The sequence below is a fragment of the Kitasatospora sp. NPDC001095 genome (assembly GCF_053598615.1).
Genome location: NZ_JBSFKQ010000007.1, coordinates 173674 through 196477 on the forward strand (window position 1 = coordinate 173674; position 22804 = coordinate 196477).

The 22804-nt window shown below is 71.7% G+C and carries 13 protein-coding genes and 1 tRNA gene; 5 read left to right on the forward strand and 9 right to left on the reverse strand.

The annotated features are described in order from the left end of the window. The first annotated feature begins 1 nt into the window (after position 1). From csb2 to ACWDBB_RS09635, 3 genes are read left to right on the forward strand one after another with little or no spacing between them, the layout of a single operon-like run. Positions 2-1468: a type I-G CRISPR-associated protein Csb2 gene (csb2, locus tag ACWDBB_RS09625; RefSeq protein ID WP_449789049.1), complete on the forward strand. Its 1467-nt coding sequence runs from the start codon at positions 2-4 to the stop codon at positions 1466-1468. Beyond that, entirely contained in the window at positions 1465-4545 is a 3081-nt protein-coding gene (gene cas3g, locus ACWDBB_RS09630) for a type I-G CRISPR-associated helicase/endonuclease Cas3g (protein ID WP_449789050.1), read from the forward strand. The genes csb2 and cas3g overlap by 4 nt, the downstream gene beginning before the upstream one ends. Before the next feature lies 1 nt (position 4546). Next, complete coding sequence (locus ACWDBB_RS09635; protein WP_449789051.1) at positions 4547-5596, forward strand: type I-G CRISPR-associated protein, Cas3-extension family; 1050 nt, start codon at positions 4547-4549, stop codon at positions 5594-5596. 4222 nt (positions 5597-9818) lie between these two features. Here ACWDBB_RS09635 and ACWDBB_RS09640 read toward each other — a convergent pair. From ACWDBB_RS09640 to ACWDBB_RS09670, 7 genes are all read right to left on the reverse strand, one after another. Beyond that, positions 9819-11135: a hypothetical protein gene (locus tag ACWDBB_RS09640; RefSeq protein ID WP_449789052.1), complete on the reverse strand. Its 1317-nt coding sequence runs from the start codon at positions 11133-11135 to the stop codon at positions 9819-9821. A 633-nt stretch (positions 11136-11768) separates the two neighbouring features. Beyond that, positions 11769-11842 (reverse strand) — tRNA-Pro (locus ACWDBB_RS09645). A gap of 135 nt (positions 11843-11977) precedes the next feature. After that, positions 11978-13354: an MFS transporter gene (locus ACWDBB_RS09650; RefSeq protein ID WP_449789053.1), complete on the reverse strand. Its 1377-nt coding sequence runs from the start codon at positions 13352-13354 to the stop codon at positions 11978-11980. 76 nt (positions 13355-13430) lie between these two features. Then, the gene (locus ACWDBB_RS09655) at positions 13431-14222 is read right to left on the reverse strand and encodes a DUF1684 domain-containing protein (RefSeq protein WP_449789054.1); all 792 of its coding nucleotides are present in this window, start codon (positions 14220-14222) and stop codon (positions 13431-13433) included. A gap of 231 nt (positions 14223-14453) precedes the next feature. Next, positions 14454-15323: an acyl-CoA thioesterase gene (locus ACWDBB_RS09660; protein WP_449789055.1), complete on the reverse strand. Its 870-nt coding sequence runs from the start codon at positions 15321-15323 to the stop codon at positions 14454-14456. Positions 15324-15565: 242 nt separating this feature from the next. Beyond that, entirely contained in the window at positions 15566-16255 is a 690-nt protein-coding gene (locus ACWDBB_RS09665; RefSeq protein WP_449789089.1) for an alpha-ketoglutarate-dependent dioxygenase AlkB family protein, read from the reverse strand. Positions 16256-16691: 436 nt separating this feature from the next. Beyond that, positions 16692-17465 (reverse strand): transglycosylase family protein, encoded by a 774-nt coding sequence (locus ACWDBB_RS09670; RefSeq protein ID WP_449789056.1) that lies wholly within the window; start codon positions 17463-17465, stop codon positions 16692-16694. A gap of 600 nt (positions 17466-18065) precedes the next feature. On the opposite strand from ACWDBB_RS09670, the gene ACWDBB_RS09675 reads away from it, so the two are divergent. Both ACWDBB_RS09675 and ACWDBB_RS09680 read left to right on the forward strand, forming a co-directional pair. Beyond that, positions 18066-18917 carry a hypothetical protein gene (locus ACWDBB_RS09675; protein ID WP_449789057.1) on the forward strand — a complete coding sequence of 284 codons (852 nt, stop codon included), beginning with the start codon at positions 18066-18068 and terminating at the stop codon, positions 18915-18917. Positions 18918-19109: 192 nt separating this feature from the next. Continuing rightward, positions 19110-20003, forward strand: coding sequence for a hypothetical protein (locus ACWDBB_RS09680; protein WP_449789058.1), 894 nt, complete (start codon positions 19110-19112; stop codon positions 20001-20003). A gap of 258 nt (positions 20004-20261) precedes the next feature. On the opposite strand, the gene der is transcribed toward ACWDBB_RS09680, so the two are convergent. Both der and cmk read right to left on the reverse strand, forming a co-directional pair. Next, on the reverse strand, positions 20262-21716 hold the full coding sequence (gene der, locus ACWDBB_RS09685; protein WP_449789059.1) for a ribosome biogenesis GTPase Der: 1455 nt from the start codon (positions 21714-21716) through the stop codon (positions 20262-20264). Between the two features lie 180 nt (positions 21717-21896). Continuing rightward, positions 21897-22610, reverse strand: coding sequence for a (d)CMP kinase (gene cmk / locus ACWDBB_RS09690; protein WP_392922892.1), 714 nt, complete (start codon positions 22608-22610; stop codon positions 21897-21899). Positions 22611-22804 lie beyond the last annotated feature (194 nt).

Genomic DNA, 22804 nt, shown 5'->3' on the forward strand with positions numbered 1-22804 from the left:
CATGCCTTTCCACATCTCGGTGGAGCTGCTGGAGCCGCTCTACCAGGCCACCGCCATGGACGGCGAGCGCGCGGAGTGGCCGCCCCACCCGGCCCGCCTGTTCTGCGCGCTGGTCGCGCACGCCGACCTCGAAGACGCCGCGCACCGGATGGCGCTGACCTGGCTGGAGGCGCAGGAGCCGCCCGTGGTCACGGTGCCGGCCAGGCCGCTGGAGGCGGAGCACCCGCGCGCAGCGTGGGTGGTGACCAACATCGTGGACCCGACCAACGCGACCCATACTCTGTTGCCGGGACGTACCGCCGGCGGTGTGCCGCGCAGGTGGGCGCAAAAGACGCTGTCCGGTACGCGGATGGTGTTCAGCTGGGCCGCGGAGCCCGGCGAGGAGCTCGCCCCGGTGCTGAAGGAACTGGCCTTGCGAGTGCCGTACTTCGGGCGATCGACCGGGGCCGGGCTGCTGGACGCCTGGTGCGGCCCCGACGAAGCCGACGACGAGTGGCGGCGGCGCTGGAGGCCTGCCGCCACCGGGGAGTACCCGAAGGGCTCGCGGCCGATCCGGATCCCCTACCGCGGGTATCTGGCCTGGCTGGAGGAGGCCTTCGAGGAGCAGCGGTCGTCCTGGAGCCAGTCGGTCACCCACCACTACCTCGATCCCGACCACACCGACCGGCCCGAAAGGCCGGTGGCGGATGGGCCGTTCGGTGATCTGCTGACGTTCTCGTTCGCCCCGGGCGTGGCGCTGGACCCGCGGTGGACGCTGGAACTGACCGGCCGGCTGCGGAGCACGGTGATGGGCACGTTGGAGGCGATGGGCCACGACGTCGAGGCGATGACCACGGTCCACGGCCACAAGAACAGCCCGGACGGCCCACGGCCGGTGGCCTACCTCGCGCTGCCGTTCGCCGGCCACCGCCACGCCGACGGGATGCTTCGCGGCCTCGGCATCGCCCTGCCCCGCGAGATGCCGAAACAGGACCGCAAGGCACTGCTCGCTGCCCTCCTTCGAAATGACGGGGGCTTGCGCTGGATCCGGTTCGAAGACGGGGAACTGCTGGACCTTGTACGGGTCAGTCCCGCCGACCACGACGAGTGGCCGCAGACCATCCAGCCGGGCACGTGGCAGGGGCCCTCGACGGTGTGGACCACGGTGCTGCCGATGGTCCTCGACCGCTTCCCCAAGAAGTACGAGCAAGGCGCGTGGGCGGACTCGGTCGCGACCAGTTGCGTCGCGGCCGGGCTGCCCGAACCCGCGCGGGTACAGGTCAGCCCGCGCGCCGGCCTCGTACCCGGGGCGCGCGGCGTGCACGGGTTCCCGGTCCGCCGCAAGGACGGAGAGCGGCCGCTGCCGAGCTGCCACGTGCGTCTGACCTTCCCGGTGCCGGTGACGGGACCGGTGGTTTTGGGCAGCAAGCGAAACTTCGGCCTGGGCCTGTGTCGCCCGGAACCCGGTTTTGAGGAGGACGACCAGTGACGGGCACCGAGCGGCTGCCGGCGATCGATGCGGCCGAGTTCCCGGACTTCTTCCGGGAGGTTCACCACCACACCCACTGCCCCGACGGGGCCGCGACTACGGTGTGCGCCGGGTGCGAGGGCTGGGCTCCGTTCCCGTGGCAGAGCGCCTACCTGGACTCCGTGGCGGGCGGCGCGGACTGGCCCGACCTCGACGTCCCCACCGCGCTGGGCAAGACCACGTTCATCGACATCTGGCTCTTCCTCCTCGCTTGGGAACACGCCCGCGGGCAGGCTCGCGCGCACCGGAAGGTGCCGCTACGGCTGTTCTTCTGCGTCGACCGGCGCCTGGTAGTCGACCAGGCCCACCAACACGCCACGGAACTGGCCGCGGCGCTCCCCGGGGCGCCGGCCGGTTCGGTGCGGGCAAGGGTGGCCACATCGCTTCGTGACCTCGGCGGCGGAGCGTTGCCGCTGGAGGTGGTGCGGATGCGCGGTGGCACCCGCTGGGAGTCGAACTGGGTGCGCAGTCCGGCCCAGCCGCTGGTGGTGACCTCGACCGTGGACCAGTTCGGCAGCCGCCTGCTGTTCCGCGGCTACCACACCTCCCCGCAGCGCGCTCCGATCGACGCCGCCCTGACCGGGCACGACGCCCTGCTTGCCCTGGACGAGGCCCACCTGTCGAAGGCCCTGCTCGCGACCGCCGCCGACACCGTGTTCTACCAGCAGACGGCGGTGCGCGGGGAGTTGGCGGCCCGGGCGCTTCGGGTGGTGAGTCTGTCGGCGACCAGTGCCACCAGCGGCCGTTCCCGCCTGGGCATCGGTGAAGACGACCGCAACCACCCGATCGCCGGCCGGCGGATCGCGGCCAAGCGCCACGTGACGCTGCTGGACGCCAGCGGCTGGTCCAAGAAGCCCGCCGAGGCGTTCGCCCTCGCGGCCGAGACCGGCCTGGATGCCGTCCTGCCCGTCCTGCGGCTGCCCGCGGTAGCGGTGATCGCCAACACCATCTCCCACGCCCGCGCCGCCCACGAAGCGCTGGCTCGGCGCACCGACGTGGACGTGCTGCTGCTGACCGGCCGCTGCCGGCCCGCGGAGCGCGACCTGCTTGTCACCGGCCCGCTGGCCGAACTCCTCGACGGCATCGACCCCAGCCGCGAGCGCCCCCTCGTCGTGATCAGCACCCAGACCCTCGAAGTGGGAATCGACTGCACCTTCGGGGCGATGGTCAGCGAATGCGGCGACTGGGCCTCCGCCCTGCAACGCCTCGGACGCCTCGACCGCCGCGGCGAACTCGGCCCCGCGCCCGCGATCCTCGTACGCACCCACAACCCCGAGGACCCCGACCGCCTCCCCGTCTACGGCCCGGCCGCCGCCAACACCTGGCAGTGGCTCACCCAGCACACCACGCCGTACGACAGCCAGGACCCTGCCGAGCTGACCCCCCACCTCCTCGACGGCCTGGTCCTCAACCCCGCCACCCTGCCCGGCCTGCTGGACGGCACCGACACCGCACCGCTCACCCGGGCCGGCGAACACATCCCCCCGGTCGAGCAGGTACGCCTGGGCGCCTTCGCCCGCACCAGCCCCATCCCCGTCCCCGACGAATCCCCCGCCCCCTTCCTCCATGGCCTGGACACCGGTCAGCCCGAAGTCCAACTCCTGTGGCGCGCCGACCTCCCCACCGACACCACCGACCCCGAGACCCTCGCCGAGCACGTCCGCGCCACCCCCGTCCACACCGCCGAAACCCTCGCCCTGCCTCTGGCCACAGTGCGCCGCTTCCTCACCGAACCCCGCGCGACCCCCGACACCAGCGACCTCGAAGGCCCCGACGCCGACACCACCCCCGAACCCCGCAACCCACCCACCCGCCTGCGCACCACCGTCCTCCAACGCGAGACCGACGGCACCTGGACCACCCCGCGCGCCACCGGGGACCTGAAACCCGGCGCCACCCTCGTCCTGCCCACCACAGCCGGCGGCCACGACGCCTACGGCTGGACCGCCAACCCCGACACCCTCGTCCCCGACCTCGGCGACCACCCCACCGACAACACCCGCACCCCACTGCGCCTCGACGCAGCCGTCCTGGCCAGCACCACCGGCGCCGCCCCCGAGCAGTTCACCCCGATCATCAAGCAGGCCCACACCGACCTCACCGCAGACCCCAGCGACCCGGACGCCTTGAGCACGACCGACGCGATCCGTACCGCGATCACCCGGCTGCTCGCCGCCCTGCCCACCGACACCCCACCTGACGGCCACTCCCGGCACACCCCGGTACTGCGCCGGCGCCTGGAGACCCTGCTGGAGGTCGCCGACTGGCGCACCGGCCGGGAGGCAGCGGCCGGGGTAGTGCTGATCGACCACGGTGGCCCGGGCCGGATCGTCCTCGTTCCGCCCCGGCTCATCGACGCCAGCCGCTACCGGATCGCCGTCGACGACGAGGACCCGGACAGCAGCAGCCTCACCCGCGCCGTCACCCTCAAGCACCACCACCAGGCCGTCGGCGAACGCGCCCGCGACTTCGCCCGGGCCATCGGGCTGCCCGACGACCTAGTCGACGCCGTCGAGCTGGCGGCCCGGGCCCACGACTGCGGAAAGGACCACCCGCGGTTCCAGTGCATGCTCTGCTCCGGTGACCGCCTGCTCGCCGAATCCCTGCCCGAACCCCTCGCCAAGTCCGGCATGGACCCCGCCGACCGCACCGCCCGCCGACGCGCCGCCCGGCTGGCCAACTGGTCCAAGGACCTGCGCCACGAAGCCCTCAGCGCCGCCGCCGTACAGGCATGGCTCGCCACCGACCCCGCAGCCGCCCAAGGCATCGACCACGACCTCGTTACCCACCTCGTCGCCGCCCACCACGGCTACGCCCGTCCGATGCTGCCCGCGTTCGCCGACCCCGAGCCCGTCCTCGTCGAGTGCACCATGCCCGACGACACCACTATCACGGTCTCCAGCACGGTGATCGGCACCGACTGGAACGGCCCGGACCGCTTCGACGCGCTGAACCAGCGCTACGGCTTCTGGGGCCTGGCCCTCCTCGAGACGGTCCTGCGTCTCGCCGACATCGCCTGCTCCGAAGAAGGCAACTGACGTGCACCAGCTCGAACTGCCCGCACTGCGCGCCGACGACCCGCTCGGCTTCCTCGCCGCCCTTGGCGTCCTCGAACTCACCACGGCCGTCCTGCCCGCAAAGCCCCGCCTCCACTGGAAGGGCCCGGCCGGAGCAGCCGTCCTCACCACCGGCCAGCCCCTCGCCCTCGACACCCTCACGGAGCTCCTCACCAGCCATCTCCCGCCCAAGCCCGCCCAACGGAGCAAGAAGAAGGTCAACGGGGCGGAACCCGAGAACCCGGCAGCCGCTGTCGACCCGCTCCCGTACGCCCCAGGCCTGCTGACCATCCCCCGGGACGACGACCCCACGGCACGCAACGACGCTCTGCGGATGCGTCTCGACGCCAACCACGACCTCCTGCGCCGACTCGCCCGGGCCGAACGAGAAGACGGCAGCCGCCTGGCCCGCTGGCTGGCCGCGCTTACCAACAGCATGTGCTTCCGGGAGTTCACGCCCGACACCAAAACTGGGGGCTCCGGGAACACGGTGGTACGCCGCACTCGCACCACCCCGCTGATCGCCACCAGCGGACGCATGACCCTGGCCATCGTGGTGCAGAAGGCCGTCGAAGGATGCCACGAGGATCCCCTGCAGATCCGGTCCGCCCTGACCGGCTGGCGCCGCGTCCCCGAGTACGCGCCGGCCAATCTGGACTACCGCGCCCTCGGTGACGCCCACACTAATCCCGAAGGCGAGGCCTACCAGCGCGGCGCCCCCGGCCCCACCTGGCTCGCCCTCCACGCCCTCGGTACCTTCCGCCTCACCGCCATCGGCCGAACAGAAGCCGCCACCAGCTGGGAGACCACCGACGGCGGCGCGCTGCGCTGGCCGGCTTGGACACCACCACTCACGACCACCGCCGTCACCGTCCTGCTCGAACACCCCGCCGTCCGAGCTCCCGAACCTGGCGCGAGCCGCAATGCCAGAATGCTGACCAACCTCGGCGTCACCGCCCTCTACACCGCACCTCGAACAGGCACATCGAAGTACGCCAGCCCCCTCGCCGCAGGTCGTCCCCTCTGGCCCTGAACCCCACCGCCGGTCACCCGCACGAACCCGGACCTTGACAACTGCACAACGCCGATCGCCCCCACCGACGTCACGACAACCCCGACTTCGGAACCACAAGCGCGCCACGAAACCCCCGGCGCACACCCAAGCAAGATGTCTGAAGTGGGCAGAAAAGTCACCGCACTTGCTCGGCGATCAGATCATTCACCGAACAATCAGCAGCCCAGATACCGTTGCTCCCCGCGTCATCGGCGCGGCACCATCGCAGCAAGCTCTGCTACCGGCTGATCTGGCTCCTCGACAAGCTCCTCCGCACCTCACGGGTGCGGCATCATCGCAGCATGTCCGCCCACGCCGCATCCGAGATGCGGTAGCGGCTTCCTCCGCACTTCACCGGTGCGGCACCATCGCAGCACGAACCCGGATTCGTTACCGGTGGGCTGCACGCAGTCGCTCCGCACCACATCGGTGCGGCACCATCACAGCATCGTGGCAGTCATGGAGACGCGCTTGTACTAGGGAACTTCCTCCCTACCTCCCTGGTGCGGCACCATCGCAGCGAGGATGTGATGATCCCCTACTTCGACTGGTTGGGGTCGCCCTGCACCATCCCAGTGTGGCACCATCGCAGCTCGCAGATGCGTTACAAGGACGCTTTCCGCGAGGTCATCGCTCCGCACCATCCGGGTGCGGCACCATCGCAGCGCGGTGGTCGCGGACAAGCTGTCATCCGAGAACGCGCGTCGCTCCGCACCATCCAGGTGCGGCAGCATCGCAGCATCGACCGCCGACGGCCCATCGCCCGCTGAATGGCGTGTCGCTCCGCACCTCGCCGGTGCGGCACCATCGCAGCCAGCTGACGACGCCGGCGCAGCAGGACGCCCTTGCCGGCGCCTACGCACCACTCTGGTGCGGCTCCATCGCGGCAAGAAGTCCATCATGCGCGAGATCGTCGAGCGCGGCGCTTCCACAGGACTTCGGTGCGGCACCATCGCAGCTTCGTCGAGATCGGCTGGCGCGTCGGCCCCGCCTGTCGCTCCGCACCTTGCCGGTGCGGCACCATCGCAGCGTCAGGACGCTGAGGATGCCGTCGTCGGCGACGAGGCTCCTCCGCACCTCGCCGGTGCGGCACCATCGCAGCACCGCGGCCAGCTTCGCCCAGCACCTGTCCCGTGAGCTCCTCCGCACCACTTCGGTGCGGCACCATCGCAGCTCCGCCCCCAAGTCGTGGTCGGTCCTGCACGCCTCAGCTCCTCCGCACCTCGCCGGTGCGGCACCATCCCAGCGTTTACGCTGCCCGCGTTGTACGCGAGGTGCACCTGACTCCTCCGCACCATCCCCGGTGCGGCACCATCGCAGCGTCCAGGGGACGCACTGAACGCCGGCCTCCGGGCTCGTACCTCCGCACCACTTCGGTGCGGCACCATCGCAGCCAGACCGCGGCCTGCTTGACCACGTCGCCGGGCTTCGGTCACCTCCGCACTACCTCGGTGCGCCTCCATCCCAGCTGGCTGATCAGGGTCAGGCGCGTACCGAAGAGAGCGAGTGCCTCCGCGCCACTTCGGCGCGGCATCATCGCAGCGCCACCACCATCGTCAACCCCGGCACCGGCCCGGGTGGCGCCTCCACACCGCTTCGGTACGGCACCATCGCAGCTGGGGTACGAGGACAAGGGCGAGGCGTTCGAGGAGGTCACTCCGTACCATCCCGGTGCGCCACCATCGCAGCCTCGCGGGCACGACCGTCACCGGCACGGTGGTCACCCGTCGCTCCGTACCATCTCGGTGCGGCACCATCGCAGCCACCCCGAGCGCAGACCACTGCTGCTGAGGGTCTGGTCGCTCCGCACCGCCCCGGTGCGGCACCATCGCAGCGGTAGCCCCTTTCGCGATGACTTCCTTGGCGGCTCATCGCTCCGCACCACTCCGGCGCGGCTCCATCGCAGTGACGGGGTCGTCCACGACCAGAACGACGGATGGCGCGACGTATCCGCACCTCACCGGTGCGGCTCCATCGCAGCAGGTCGAGGCCGGTGGCGGTGCCGGCCACTCCCGAGTGCGTTTCCGCACCTCACTGGTGCGGCTCCGTTGCAGCTTGAGGCCCTTGCAGCCCCAGATCCGGCCGGCTCCGGTGCCTCCGCACCGAACAAGTGCGGCGCCATCGCAGTACCCGAGCGACTTGGCCGGGCTGGGTCTCGATCAGCGTCGTTCCGAGTCTGAGGTCGACACGGCGCAGGCGGAGTTCCTTGGCGTGGGCTCCATCGAAGCAGTAGCAGCGGGTCCTTGAGCGTAAGGTGGCCGTCGCTCTTCCGCACCGCCCCGGTACGGCTCCGTCGAAGCTACCAGCCTGCGTTCAAGGCCCTCAGTCGCACGGACGGCGCCTCCGCACCTCACTAGTGCGGCAGCATCGCAGCATCATGGCGCGCGCCGCGTCGAACTGCTCGTGCGTCATACCTCCGCACCTCACAAGTGCGGCTCCATCGCAGCAGGTTGTTGCCCAGTCCGGCGAGCACCAGATAGGCGGCTCGCTCCGCACCATCCAAGTGCAGCACCATCGCAGCATCCAGTGCCGGAACCCGCGGATCGCCAGGATGGCGCCGTGCCTCCGCACCGAACAAGTGCGGCACCATCGCAGCCTCGGCTACATCGCGCGCGTGGGCCGGGCGCTCGCAACACGTCTCCGCACCTCACCGGTGCGGCACCATCGCGGCATCCCGGAGGTCGGCAGGATGTACCGGCTGCACGAGGTCGCTCCGCACCGTCCTGGTGCGGCACCATCGCAGCACCCGAGGGGGTAACGGATCAGTGCGCGTGCTCCCCACGTCGCTCCCGCACCGTCCCAGTACGGCACCATCACGGCGACCACGGGTCCGGCCAGCCCTCCAGAAGCGCGGGCTCCTCCACGTCTCTCCGGCGCGGCACCATCACAGCACCGGGCAGACCGGGACCACGACCTCCACGATCAGGTTCCTCCGCCCTCACCGGTGCGGCACCATCGCAGCTTGTGCGCGTGGAGCACGTGAGCGATCTTGGTGACGATCCTCTGCGCCTCTCCGGCGCGGCACCATCGCCGCAGGTCCTGCTGCTGCGCGCCGGCCACCATGTCGATGGTCCCTCCGCACGCCAGTGCTGCATCATCACAGCCCGTTGGCCAGGTGGAGCCGAACCCTCGGGTCGAGCAGTTCTTCCGCGTCTCTCCAGCGCGGCGCCATCGCAGCTTCCCGTGCCTGCCACCGTCGCTCGACAGAAGCGAAAGTTCCTCCGTACCTCACCGGTGCGGCTCCATCGCAGCGCCGAGCGCTTGCGGGTCCGCTCGTTCGGGTGGTGGTCGTGCCGCACCGTCCCGGTGCGGCACCATCGCAGGCTCACCGCACCGGCGGGCACCGTGCAGTTCGACACCGGCGCCTCCGCACGTCATTAGTGCGGCTCCATCCCAGCATGCACATGCCGTGGGCGTGGGCGTAGTCCATCACCTCCGCACTTCACCAGTGCGGCACCATCACAGCGTCTCCTTCACCCGCATGGCCTCGGCCTTGGCCTCGCCGCTCCGCACCGTCCCGGCGCGGCATCATCGACGCCTGGTGATCTGCAGCTGCACCGATCCGGGCAAGGGCATCCTCCGTACCTCGCCGGCGCGGCACGATCACAGCGTCCCTTCCTCCGGCGAGGTCGCGGGCTGGAAGGCGCCCCCTACGCACATCACCAGTGCGGCACCATCGCAGCTTCAAGGACATGTCCGACCTGTGCGGGCAGATCGAAGTTCCTCCGCACCTTGCCGGTGCGGCACCATCGCAGTATGGCGCACTCGTCCACGTCAACTAGGACGATCGCCGTCCTTCGACACCATCCCGGTGAGGCACTATCACAGCTCGGCGGTCATGTAGTACTTCGGCTCCTGAGCCACGGCCCCTCCGCACCGTCTCGGTGCCGCACCATCGCAGCAGCCTGGTCCTCAACATTTTCGAGAGCGTCAGTCCGGGTTCCTCCGCACCTCATCGGTGCGGCACCATCGCAGCCTAGGCCGGCCAGCGCCCCTTTGCGCCCTGGAGCAGTTCCTCCGTTACCCCACCGGAGCGACACCATCGAAGCTCGATCAGCCCGGCGTGGCTACCGAGGTTAGCGATCCCCCTCCGCAACCGGTGCGGCACCATCGCAGCAATCCCGGCGGCTACCTCTCGAAGCTGCTCCGGAATGTCCCTCCGCACGTCACCGGTGCGGCACCATCGCGGGACGGCCACGGGTCATTGCCCGAGAACCGGGAACTTCACCCCGCTCTTGGCCGCGTGGAGCGCGGGCAGCAGGTCTTCGCGGGTCATCCCGAGTCCCGGATAGACGTAGACCAAGCCCTCGTGTGGCCACCTCAGCCGTGCTGCCGGGTAGTCGGCTCGGACGTCGTCCGATGCCGCGGCGCCGACGCTGGCCTCGACGTAGTCGGCGAGGCCCGGCTGGCCGAGCTGTGTCACGAGGTTGCGCAGGAACAGGGCGCACGTCGCCGGGTCGAAGACATCCACATCGTCGGGGTCCAGGGTCAGGCCGATCCGCTGGCCAGCGTCCTCGTCGGAGAAGAACTGGCTGAGCACCGCCGGGACGCGGCCCACGGTCCACGCGAAGTCGCGGGTGTGCAGGTGGGCGCAGGGCAGCACGGTAGTGAACAGGTCGCGCAGCGGCTTGTCCATCGGCAACCGCTCCGCGTTGAACAACGCGATCACCTCGCCGTTGTGCGCCGCGGCGAGGTCCGCGAGGCGGCGCGCCCAGTCCTGTCCGATGCGCGCGACGGTCTGCCCCACGCGGCGGACAGCCTCGGGGTCCGGTCGCTGGGGGGAACTCTCCAGGCGGCGCTCTTCTTCCGCCGCCATCCGCTCGCTTGCCTGATCGGGGACATGGCCGGCTGTAATGTCGTGCAGCCAGCGCGGGAGCAGGTCCTTGGTGACGTAGTCGTAGAAGCCGAAGAACGCGAGGCCCTCGTTCTCGAACGCGTCGATGACGGCGTCGGCGAAGTCGGTGTAGCGGTGCTGGTACTGGCGCGCGGTCTTGCCGGTGAGCACCCACTGTGCGGCCAGCAGCAGCGGGAGGCGCTCAGTGAGCAGGGGGCGGGCCTGGTCGACCAGTTCGTCGCGGCGTCGGCGGGCCGAGCGCCAGGAGGACTCCATCGGATCGCTTTCCAGTGCGTCGATCACGTCGCTCCGGGCTGCCAGTGTGCCGAAGGCGATCACCGGCAGCTGACCGTTGGCGAGTTGCTCGTGCCCGATCTCGGTCGCGCGCTCGTACTTCTCCAGTTTCCGGGCCGCGATGAGGTAGTCCCGCAGCGGGCCCGACGGCGGGCAGTGCAGGTTCTCCGGCAGCCTGCGGTCGCCCAGGGTGCCCTCGGTGGGCTGGACGAAGACCTCCTCCACCACTCGACTGCGCAGGGCGTGGCAGTTCGGGTCGGCGTGCCAGAGGGTGCCGGTCTTGCCGCGCCAGGCCGTGACCTGCGCCCCGGCCCACGGCCCGAGCGGTGCCGCGTCGCCGGGTTCGACGCTGTGTGGCGACGGCCCGTGGGCCGGATCATGACTCGGCATGTGCGGTCCCTTCCTCCTGCTCGCCGGGCTCAAAGCGGCGGCCGGTCGCCGAGTCGGCCCGGTCGCCCGATCCGTACGGTCCGAAGGACCCCTGCTCGCCGGGCCGTCGGGCGCCCAGCAGTGGGCCGGCTCCCTTGTGTCGGAACTCGCGTGCCAGCACCCCGCGGCCTCCGCGCGCTCGTGGTCGTCGGCCGATTCTCCCACTCGCGCCGTCGCGGCGATGGTCACCGTGCGTAGATGATCAGGGGTCGCAAGCAGGTCCCCGAGCGGGCCTACGGAAGCATCCGGGAGGCGGCGCGCGGCGCCTCCGGCGCGAGGTCACCAAATCGGCTGACGTCTTGACAGATTCGGGGACGGTCGCTCAACTGCCCGAGAACATGGCCGGATTGCGTCAGGGGGTGTCGAAAAATCGATGATTACGATTCGGTCTCGGTCACCGTGGGTAGTCAATTTCGAGGCGGGAAATACCCATTGGGAGACCCCTTGCCCCCCGGATGCGACCACTTCGAGACCACTTGGTCCCCAACTGGTCCCCAACCGCATGCGAACAACCGCTTGTTAAATCTGACGCCATGTCATGCAAAAGGCCGCTGACCTGGGCGTTAACCCGGCCAACGGCCTTTCCGACTTACGTCGGGACGACAGGATTTGAACCTGCGACCCCTTGACCCCCAGTCAAGTGCGCTACCAAGCTGCGCCACGTCCCGTGGTCTCGGTGCCTACAGCGGGGCCTGGGGGGCTCTGCTGTGGGCTTCTCGACCTTGTCTCCGGTTGTCCCGGCGACGTGGAAAACAATACAGCACGTCGGGGGGTGCTCGCTGCCAGGTTCGGGGTTGGGTGGTTCAGGGGGTGGGGTGGCGGGCGTCGTAGGCGAGGAAGGCGGGGCGGCGGGCGGCAAGGAGGAGGACGGCGGCGACGCAGGCGAGGCCGCCGGTGATCACGGAGGTGGCGGGGTTGGTGAGGGCGGCGACGGTGCCGGACTCGAAGTCGCCGAGGCGGGGGCCGCCGGCCACGACGACGATGAAGATGCCCTGGAGGCGGCCACGCATCTCGTCCGGGGCTGCGACCTGCATCATCGTGTTGCGGAAGATCATGCTGATGGTGTCGGCGCAGCCCGCGACCGCGAGCAGCAGGAGGCCGAGCCAGAGGTTGTGGAGGGCGCCGAAGGCCGCGATGGCCAGGCCCCAGGCGGCGACGGCGGCGAGGACGGCGAGGCCCTGACGGCGCACGCGGCCGACCCAGCCGGAGAAGAGCGCGCCGACCAGGGCGCCGACGGCCGGGGCGGAGACCAGCAGGCCGACGGTGCCGGCGTCGCCGCCGTAGAAGGTGATCGCGATGGCCGGGAAGAGGGCGCGCGGCATGCCGAAGACCATCGCGGCCAGGTCGGCGAGGAAGCTGGTGCGCAGGTTGGGCTGCTCACGCAGGAAGCGCAGGCCGTCGAGGACGGAGGCGCGGCCCTTGCGCTCGCCGAGCGGCCGCATGGCGGGCAGGCGCCACATCGCGTAGAGGGTGGCGGTGAAGGCGACGGTGTCGATCAGGTAGGCGGCCTGGGCGCCGTACGCGCCGATCAGGACGCCGCCGAGCATCGGGCCGACGGTGAGGCCGAGGTTCATGCTGACGGTGTTCAGAGCGTTCGCCGCCGGGAGCTGGTGGCTGGGCACCAGGCGGGGGATCATCGCTGAGCGGGCGGGCGAGCTGATCGCGAAGAAGCCGGCCTGGACTGCGACGGCGGCGTACAGGACGGCGACCAGGCCGAGGCCGGCGAGCGCCTGCGCGGCCAGGACGGCGGAGACGACCGCCAGGCCCGTCGAGCCGATCAGGCCCAGCCGCCGCCGGTCGACGGTGTCGGCGATGGCGCCGCCGTAGAGGCCGAAGGCGACCAGCGGGACGAGGGAGAAGATGCCGACGAGCCCGGTCGCGAAGGCGGAGCCGGTCAGGTCGTAGACCTGGACGGAGACGGCGACGGCCGTCATCTGCTGGCCTATGGAGGAGATGGCCTGTCCGGCCCAGACGCGGCGGTAGTCCGGGTGGTCGCGCAGCGGGCTGAGATCGGCGAACGCCCGCCGGTACCAGGGCGCACCGGCAGCTGCCTCCGGCCCGGGGCCGTCCCCCGGCCCGGAATCGAGTTGGGGTTCGGGTTCGGGCTCCGCGACGGACGACGGAGGGGGCGAAGCGGGCGAGGGAGAGGAGGACGGGGTGGAATGTTGATTGTTCGACATAGCCCCCCATGCTCCGCTCCGCCCCCGGACGCCCTCGCACCGGGCCCCGCCGCGAGCAGGGCGCCGCCCCCGCCCGCTACCGGCTCAGCACCTGCTTCTCCCCCGCCTCCACCGCGAAGTCCAGCCGGTTGCCCGGCGGCGGGAACGGGCAGATGAAGTGGTCCGAGAAGGCGCACGGCGGCAGGTAGGCCCGGTTGAGGTCGAGGACGGTACGGCCCTGGGCGTCGGGTGCCGGCAGGGTGATGAAGCGGAAGCGGTAGGTGTCGATGCCGCTGGTCGCGTCGGCGATCACACCGCTGAGCCGCTCGCCCGACCTGCTGACGGTCAGGGTGCGGTGCTCGCCCGCCACGGTGAAGGCGATCTGCCCGGAGACGGCCAGCGGGCGCTCCCGCCCGTCGGCGTTCGGGACCACGACCGACTGCGCGTCACCGTCCTCGAACGGGGTGAAGACGGCGGGCACCGCCCACTCGGGCGCGTACGGGTAGGCGGCGATGCCCGCGAACGCGGTCCGCCGGGGTGCCGCCGGGTCGAAGACCCGAAGGGCCAGCTCGCCCTCGCGTTCGATCGGGACGAGCAGCAGGGCGCCCAGGGTGGCGGTGTCGGCGGCCGGGTCGCTGTCCGGGCGGAGCAGCACGTCGCCGTCCACCGGTGCGCCGACGCCGTCGACCATGATGCCGTCGGACGCCTCCGCCCGGACCCGGACGCCCTCGGCGTCGGCCCACCAGCGCCCGGGCAGGCCGGGGATCTCGGCGGGCTCCGGCTCCAGCCAGTGCGTGCCAGTGAGTGCGAGCTGGCCGTGCGGCGCGCTCACCGACGCCGCCCGACCGTCGCTCCAGTGCTTCCAGTCCTCCGCGGCCGTCGCCGTCATCGGTCCACCCTCCCGGTCTGTCCGTGGACGGCCCGCCGTTCGGGCCGCCCGCCTCGGTCATCCACAACACCGTCCACGCGGACGGATCATTCCCGTCGGCTCGAAACCGCCGAAACCGCAACACGGCGGCAACACACCGAAACGGGGCACAACACACGTCGGCACGACACAGGGCCCGACAACACCAGGCACGCCAGCACCGGGCACGGCGACACCGGCCACGGGCATCACCTACCCGTCGTGGCGCTTCAGCGGACGGAACAGCCCTTCCTGCACCACGGACACCACCAGACGGCCGTGCCGGTCGAAGATCTGCCCACGTGCCAGGCCGCGCGCGCCGTGCGCGATCGGGGACTCCTGCTGGTACAGCAGCCAGTCGTCCGTCCGGAACGGCTGGTGGAACCACATCGCGTGGTCGAGCGAGGCCATGTCGAAGTTCCGCTCGCCCCACAGTGGCTCGACCGGGGCCCGGACGGCGTCCAGCAGCGTCATGTCACTGGCATAGGTGAGGGCGCAGACGTGTATCAGCGGATCGTCCGGCAGCGGGCCGTTGGTGCGCAGCCAGACGCCGCTGCGCGCCTCGACTCCCGCCAGCTCATCCTTGCTCCACCGCAGCCGGTCGACGTACCGGATGTCGAAGGGCTGGCGGCGGCTGATGAACGGGGGCAGCTCGCCGAGCCGGGAGCCGACCTCGTCCAGCGCGCTCGGCAGGCCCTCGGGGGCGGCGACGGCAGGCATCGGGTACTGGTGCTCGATACCCGCTTCCTCGGGTCTGTGGAAGTCGGCCGTGAGCGCGAAGATCGACCGGCCACCCTGGATGCCTAGCACCCGGCGGGTGGTGAAGGAGCGACCGTCCCTGATCCGGTCGACCTGGTAGACGATCGGCACCCCGGGGACACCGGGGCGCAGGAAGTAGGCGTGCAGCGAGTGGACCGGGCGCTCGTCATCCACCGTGCGCCCTGCCGCGACCAGCGCCTGCCCGGCGACCTGACCGCCGAACGTCCGCTGCAGCGCCTCCTCGGGGCTGCGCCCACGGAAGATGTTGAGTTCGATCTGCTCGAGGTCGAGCAGATCGACAAGATCGTCGACGGGGGTACTCATGCGCACACGCTTCCTCTCCTGACTTCGAACGAATTCTCCAGCTCACTCGAATTCTCCGGCGACCCTGGTCATTCCCGCACAGCGGCCCGGAACCCCCAGTTCACTCGAACGAGTAGACGAGTCGGCGAGTCGGCGAGTCGGCGAGTCACTCAGTCAGTGAGTCGGTGAACTGGCAAGTCGGTGAACCGGCGAACCAGTGGCGGACGGGACGACCTCGCGCCCCCCAGGGAAACCCTCCCCGGCTACTCCCCCAGCCCCGACTCCCGCACCGTGATGTTGAGCCGCCCGGTCAGCCCCAGCGCCGGATCGGCCGTCCCCGGCAGCGTCCGCACGACCCCGTGGTACGCGAACCGGACCGGGCCGCCGAACACCAGCAGGTCCCCGCTGCGCAGTTCCAGGTCCGTCCACGGCCGGGTCCTGGTCTCGGTGTTCCCGAGCCGGAAGACGCAGCCGTCGCCCAGCGAGAGCGACACCACCGGCGCGTCGGCCCGCTCGTCGCGGTCCTGGTGGAGACCCATCTTCGCGCCGTGCGCGTAGTGGTTGACGATCGCGATGTCCGGCGCGTACGTCGCCGCGCCCGCGATCTCCCCCACCGCGGCCCCGTACGCCTCGGCGACGGCCCTGCGCGCCAGGTCCCCGAGCAGCGACGGGAACGGTTTGACGGGCGCGCCGTCCTCGGCGACCCGCCGGTACCCGTACGGGTACCAGTGCAGGCCGAGGCTCACCATCCGGACGGACATCATCCCGCCGGTGGGCATCCGCACGGTGTGCAGGCCGGCCGGCGGACGGGCCCACTCCCGGCAGGCACCGACCAGCCGGCGCTGCGCTTCGAGGTCCAACCAACCGGGGAGCAGAACGGCGCCGGGGGCCGGCTCGGAACGATCGCGTCCGCCCGGGAACCCGCTCGGATCGCTGAACAACTCGCCCTGGATCACCCCACCATCCTCCCGCACCGCGACCGCCCGGGCCCAGCCCCACCACCGACGGCGGGCGCACCCCGGGAGTCCCAACTCCCGCCCGCAGGAAGGCCGGCGACGCCGCCACGGTGACACCCGGGCACCCGGGCACCACGCCGAACACCGCAGAGCAGCACCGAACACCGCCGAACACCGCGAAGCATCGCAGAACACCACGAGACGCCGCGAAGCGTCGCGGGAAGCCGCGAAACGCCGACGGCCGCTCCCCCGACCGGCGGGGGAACCCGCACGGTGGAGAAGCGGCCGTGGGAGCCGAACGCCTCGACCCAGAAAGCCGAACACCTCGGCACATCGACACGTCGACACAGTGGCGCCCGACCGGGCACCGGCACCGTGAAGCCCGAGCAGCCGGTACCGGCTACCCACAGGGCCTCGAGTGCTGGGCGAGACCTCAGATGCTGAGGGCCTGGCCCGGGAAGATCAGGTCCGGGTTGCCGCCGATGACCTTGGCGTTGTTCTTGTACAGGTCGTGCCAGTCCACGCCCTGCGCGGCGGCGATGGAGCTCAGGGTGTCACCGGCCTTGACGGTGTAGCTGCCCTTGTCGGCCGGCTTGGCGTCGTTCGAGCGGTTCCAGGACTTGGCACCCTGGTCGGCCTTCGGCGCGGGCTTCTGGGCGTCGGTCTTCGGCGCGGCAGCGTCGTTCTTCGGCGCGGCCTGGGCCTTGGGGGCGGCCTTCGGGGCCTCGGCCGGCTTGGCGGCGGCCTTCGGGGCCTGCGCCGGCTTGGCGGCGGTCGAGCCCGCCGAGGTGTCGACGGCGGCCGGGGCGCCGCCCTTGGTCAGACCGGCCTTGACGGAGCAGACGGGCCAGGCGCCCGGGCCCTGGGAGGCGAGGACCTTCTCGGCGACGGCGATCTGCTGCGCCTTGGTGGCCAGGTTGGCCTGCGGGGCGTAGGCGGTGCCGCCGAACGCGGCCCAGGTGCTGGAGGTGAACTGCAGACCGCCGTAGAAACCGTTGCCGGTGTTGATGGCCCAGTTGCCGCCGCTCTCGCACTGGGCGACGGCGTCCCAGGTGGCGACGGAGGCAGCGGAGGCCGAGGTGGCCGTGACGAGGCCGGCCACCGGCAGGGCCGCGACAGCGGCGCCCGCCACGACGGCCATCCGAACGCGGTTGCGCTTGGTGGCGGCGGAGGTGGTGGCAGCGGCGGTCTCGTTACGGAAGGTCATGGGGTTCCTCTCGACAGCCCCGGGCGGGCATGCGGAACCAGGCCCTGGGGAGGGCCGCGATCGCTTGCCGCGTCCGTCGGACGGCCGTGCACGTGTCGGACGTGCCGCTGCCGCCCCGGCCACCCAGCCGCTCGCCGAGCGACCTGTTCGAGCGATCGCGTCGGCGGGCATCAGCCACGCCCGGCGAACCGGGGAGCCGTGCGTCGGGGGTGAACCCGGGTGGCGCTCGTTGCGCCGACGAAGAAGCTACGAGCCGGTCGGTGCGGAAACCAAAACCTCGGCGGTCTGCCCAGCTCAGCCAGGGGTTACCGAGGGTAACAACCAGAAAAGCATGCCCGAAATGTCCGCTTTGGCCGTCGATTCCTAGATCAAACATCCAGGCCGCGTGACTCACCTCACTGCTTGACTTCGGCAGCCTTGGCACCGACATCGACAGATTGCGACCACGAGAACACGCCATGCGGTCGGATCCGACGCAATTCCCGTCAGCCTCGACGGGCACCCGTGACGCCTGACACAAGGGCCCGTTGGGCATGACGACCTCCCCGTGTCCGCCCCCGAACCCCATCCACACCCATCCGAGGAGACCCTGTGCCGCGCATGCTCGACGTCAGCGACGAGGTCCGGTCCGAGATCGGCGACGACGAGGCCGACCGCCTGCTAGGCGGCGACCGCGCCCCCGACAGCTACGAGTGCACCTCCTGCCGAACCCCCGGCGACACGCACGTGGAACCCACCAGCACCGTGCTGTTCGTCGGCGACGAGACGGCCGTCCTCGCCTTCGCACACGCCCGCTGCATCCCCTCCCAGGTCGTACCGGTCTCCGAGGAGCAGCTGGCCGGTGCCGTCCGCAGCATCAGCCAGTCCCAGCCCGGCGGCCCGGACCTCGCCGTCCCCGCTGCCGTACCGCAAGCCCCCGCCCCGGCCCCCGCCCCGGCCCCGCCCGCCGGTCCGGCCCCGACCCAGCCGAGCGCCCCCGGCCAGGCCGCCATTCTCGGCATCACCTGCGGGCTGGTCCTGCAGGGCAAGGTCGGGCACGCCGCGCTGGTGGTCGAGCCGACCGGCCCGGTCGGCCGCCCCGGCAGCACCTCGGGCGAGGACGAGTTCCTCGACCTGCTCCAGGACGCCGGCTTCCAGCCGGTCACCGACCTGGACGAGACCCCGGAACAGCTGCCCGGCTGGTCCGTCCTGGTCGCGATGGGCAAGCTGCACGCGGTCCTCCAGCCCGCCGCGGCCGGCGGCAGCACCGGCTGGTGGCAGGCCCACCAGCCGCTCCAGGTCACCGACGCCTGGCGGATGGCCGCCAGCCAGCTCTCCGAGGTGACGATGTACGCCGTGCCGGCCGGCATGGTCGGCCGGCAGCCCCGCGAGGACCTGCTGCGCCAGGCGCTGGAGCGGGCGGTGGCGCTGGGTCAGGTGGTGGCCGCCTCCCTCCCGCTCGCCGGTACCTGATCCGCCTCCGCGCCCGACCCGCCGGAGGGCGGCCGCCCACCCCCACGGCCGCCTTCCGGGGGGCGCGTGCCCGCCGCGCCCCGGCGTGCCTGCACTCCGCCCGGCGCACCCGCCCCTCCCCGCCCCGGCGTGTGGGTGTGCCCGCACTCCCGCGCCCCGCATCCCCCGCCCCTCTCGCTCGTTGGCCCCTACGTGTACAGCTACGACGTCTCCGCGTCCCCCGGCAGGTCCGCCACCGCCTCGCGCTCGATCCCGGGCATGCGCCCCTCGTACGACGCCGAGCACCCGCACTCCGCCACGCCGATCTACGACGAGCTGTACTCCGAGTACCGGCGCCTCTTCCGTGCCCTTCCCGGCGACCGCTCGGGCGAGGAGGACCTGAAGTTCACCGGCTTCGCGGTCCGCGACGGTTACCCGCTGCTCGGCGAACAGCGCTCGTACCCGCCCCAGCAGCAGGCGTTCCACACCCTCGCGGGCCAGGTGCCGGGCCTGCCCCAGTTCGTTCCGGGCCCCCAGAGCCACGGCTCGGGCCCCGCCGGCGGCCAGCAGTCCGGTCATACCGGTGGGCACGACCGGGGGCACACCAGCAGTCACACCGGCGCCCAGCAACACGGCCACTCCGGCGGTCACACCGGCACCCACACCAGCCCCCACCCGGGCAGTCACACCACCGGGGCCCACGCCAACCCCCACCCCGGCAGTCACACCGGCGGTCACACCGCTGAAAGCCACATCGGAAGCCACAGCACCGGCCACCACCGCCACGGCCACTCCGCCGGCCGTCCCGAGCCCACCGCCCCCACCAGCGACGGCCTCGGCCACACCACCTCGGCACCCGTCCAGGCCCAACCCGCCGTGCCCGCTGCCCAGTTCACCAACGGTCAGGGCTGGGTGGCGGCCGGCTACCTGGGCGCGGCCCCACACTCGCTGCCGGTGCCGGCACCCGTACCGCCGACGCCACCCGCGCCCGCCCCGGTGATGGGCACGGCCACCGGCCTCGCCCCCGCCCCTTCCTCGCCCGGCGGCGGCGGTCGCCACCGCCAGATGCTCTCCCTGCCCCCGGGCCCCACCGCCGACCACCGCTGACGCCCGGCCCACACCTCAAGCAGGAACCGACCACCGCTGACGTCTGGCCCGCACCCCGAGCAGGAGCCGACCACCGCTGACGTCTGGCCCGCACCCCGAGCAGGAGCCGACCACCGCTGACGCCCGGCCCGCACCCCGAGCAGGGACCGCAAACGGGAACCCCGGCCGAGCCCGGAAACGCCGGAGGGCCCCGCCACCACCGTGGCGAGGCCCTCCGGCCGGCGGTCGGTCGATCAGCGGACCGACCGCTCCTGCCCACTACTTCTTCTTGCGCTTCTCCCGGACCCGCACCGAGATCGAGATCGGGGTCCCCACGAATCCGAACTCCTCGCGCAGCCGGCGCTCGATGAAGCGCCGGTAGCCGGCCTCCAGGAAGCCCGAGGCGAACAGCACGAAGCGCGGCGGACGGATGCCCGCCTGGGTGCCGAACAGGATGCGCGGCTGCTTGCCACCGCGGATCGGGTGCGGGTGGGCGGCGACCAGCTCGCCCAGGAAGGCGTTCAGGCGCGCGGTCGGGATGCGGGTCTCCCAGCCCTCCAGCGCGGTCTCGACCGCCGGGACGAGCTTCTCCATGTGCCGGCCGGTCTTGGCCGAGACGTTGACGCGCGGGGCCCACTGCACCTGGACGAGGTCGCGCTCGATCTCGCGCTCCAGGTAGTAGCGGCGCTCCTCGTCCAGCTGGTCCCACTTGTTGTAGGCGATGACGACGGCGCGCCCGGCCTCGACGGCCATCGAGATGATCCGGGTGTCCTGCTCGGCGAGGGTCTCGCTGGCGTCGATCAGGACGACCGCGACCTCGGCCTTCTCCAGCGCGGAGGCGGTGCGCAGCGAGGCGTAGAAGTCGGCGCCGGCGGTCAGGTGCACCCGGCGGCGGATACCGGCGGTGTCCACGAACTTCCAGGTCTTGCCGCCGAGCTCGATCATCTCGTCGACCGGGTCGCGGGTGGTGCCGGCCAGCTCGTTGACGACGACGCGCTCCTCGCCGGCGACCTTGTTCAGCAGGCTGGACTTGCCGACGTTGGGCCGGCCGATCAGCGCGATGCGGCGCGGGCCGCCGGGGGCGGCGTCGCCGAAGGTCTGCGGCGGGGCCTCGGGCAGGGCGTTCATGACGGCGTCCAGCAGGTCGCCGGAGCCGCGGCCGTGCAGGGCGGAGACCGGGTACGGCTCGCCGAGGCCGAGCGACCACAGGTAGGCGGCCTCGGCCTCGGTGGAGGGGCCGTCGACCTTGTTGGCGCACAGGACGGTCGGCTTGCCCGCCCGCCGGATGATCTTGATCAGCGCCTCGTCGGTGTCGGTGGCACCGACGGTGGCGTCCACCACGAACAGCACCGCGTCGGCCTGCTCGATGCCCAGCTCGGCCTGGGCGGCCACCATGGCGTCGATGCCGAGGACGTCGATCTCCCAGCCGCCGGTGTCGACGACCTTGAAGCGGCGGCCGTTCCAGCTGGCCTCGTAGGTGACCCGGTCGCGGGTGACGCCCGGCTTGTCCTCGACGACGGCCTCGCGGCGGCCGATGATGCGGTTCACCAGGGTCGACTTGCCGACGTTCGGGCGGCCGACCACGGCCAGTACCGGCAGTCGGACGTGCTCGGCACCGTCCACGGCGTCGAAGCCGTCGAGGTCGAAGCCCTCCTCGGCGGCGAGCGCCATGAACTCGGCGTAGTCGGCGGCGTCCAGCTCACCGTGGCCGGTGGCGGCGTGCTCTGCGGTCATGTTCGTCTGTTCCGTTTCCCGGCCCGGCCCTTCCCAGGGGCGTGCCGTGCGTACCTGCCCCGTTCGGGGCAGCGCGGTGGTTGTCTCCGCGGCGCCTCGACGGCCCGCGGTTCACTCGTTGGTCGGCCCGAAGGCCCGAAGGCCGGTCGGACCGGTCCTGATCGGACCGGCGGCAGCCGGTCAGACCGCGGACAGTCCGGCCCGCTCCTCCACCAGCCCGGCGATCCGGTCGATCACCTGCTCCAGGGTGAGGTCGCTGGTGTCCACCAGGACCGCGTCCGCGGCCTGGGTCAGCGGGGCCGTCTTCCGCGAGGAGTCGGCGGCGTCGCGGCGGGCGAGGTCGGCGGCCATCGCGGTGATGGTCGCCTCGTCCACGCCCTTGGCGCGCAGCTCGGCCGCCCGGCGGGCGGCCCGTGCCTCCTCGGAGGCGGTCAGGAAGACCTTGACGGTAGCGTCCGGGAACACCACGCTCCCCATGTCCCGGCCCTCGGCGACGATGCCGCGCTCGGCGACCTCGGCGCAGCCGCGCTGGAGCTCCACCAGCCGGGACCGTACGGCCGGCACCGCGGACACGGCGCTGACCTTGGCGGTCACCTCGGGGCCGCGGATCGGGCCGGACACGTCCTGGCCGTCCACCGTGATGGTGGGGCCGTCGGCGTCGGTGCCCGAGACGATCACCGGCTTGCCGCACGCGACGGCCACGGCCTCCGGGTCGTCGACGTCGACGTCGTTGGCCAGCATCCACCAGGTCATCGCCCGGTACATGGCGCCGGTGTCCAGGAAGCTCAGGCCCAGCCTGGCGGCGACCGCCCGCGAGACGGTCGACTTGCCGGAGCCGGAGGGTCCGTCGATGGCGACGACGACCGGGGCGTGCGCTCGGTCGGCAGTGTCCACGGGGCGAACCTCTCTCTGAGCATGGGAACCGGAGCCTGGGCAGGCTGACGGCCGGGATTGTCTCCACTCAAGGTTAATGGACCGCCGACGTGACCCATTCCGCGCCGTCCGGCCCGACCGGTCTCCCGGGCCTCCGACCAGTCGACCCCGCCCCGACCGGTCGACCCTGAGCAGTCTCGCCCCGACCAGTCGTC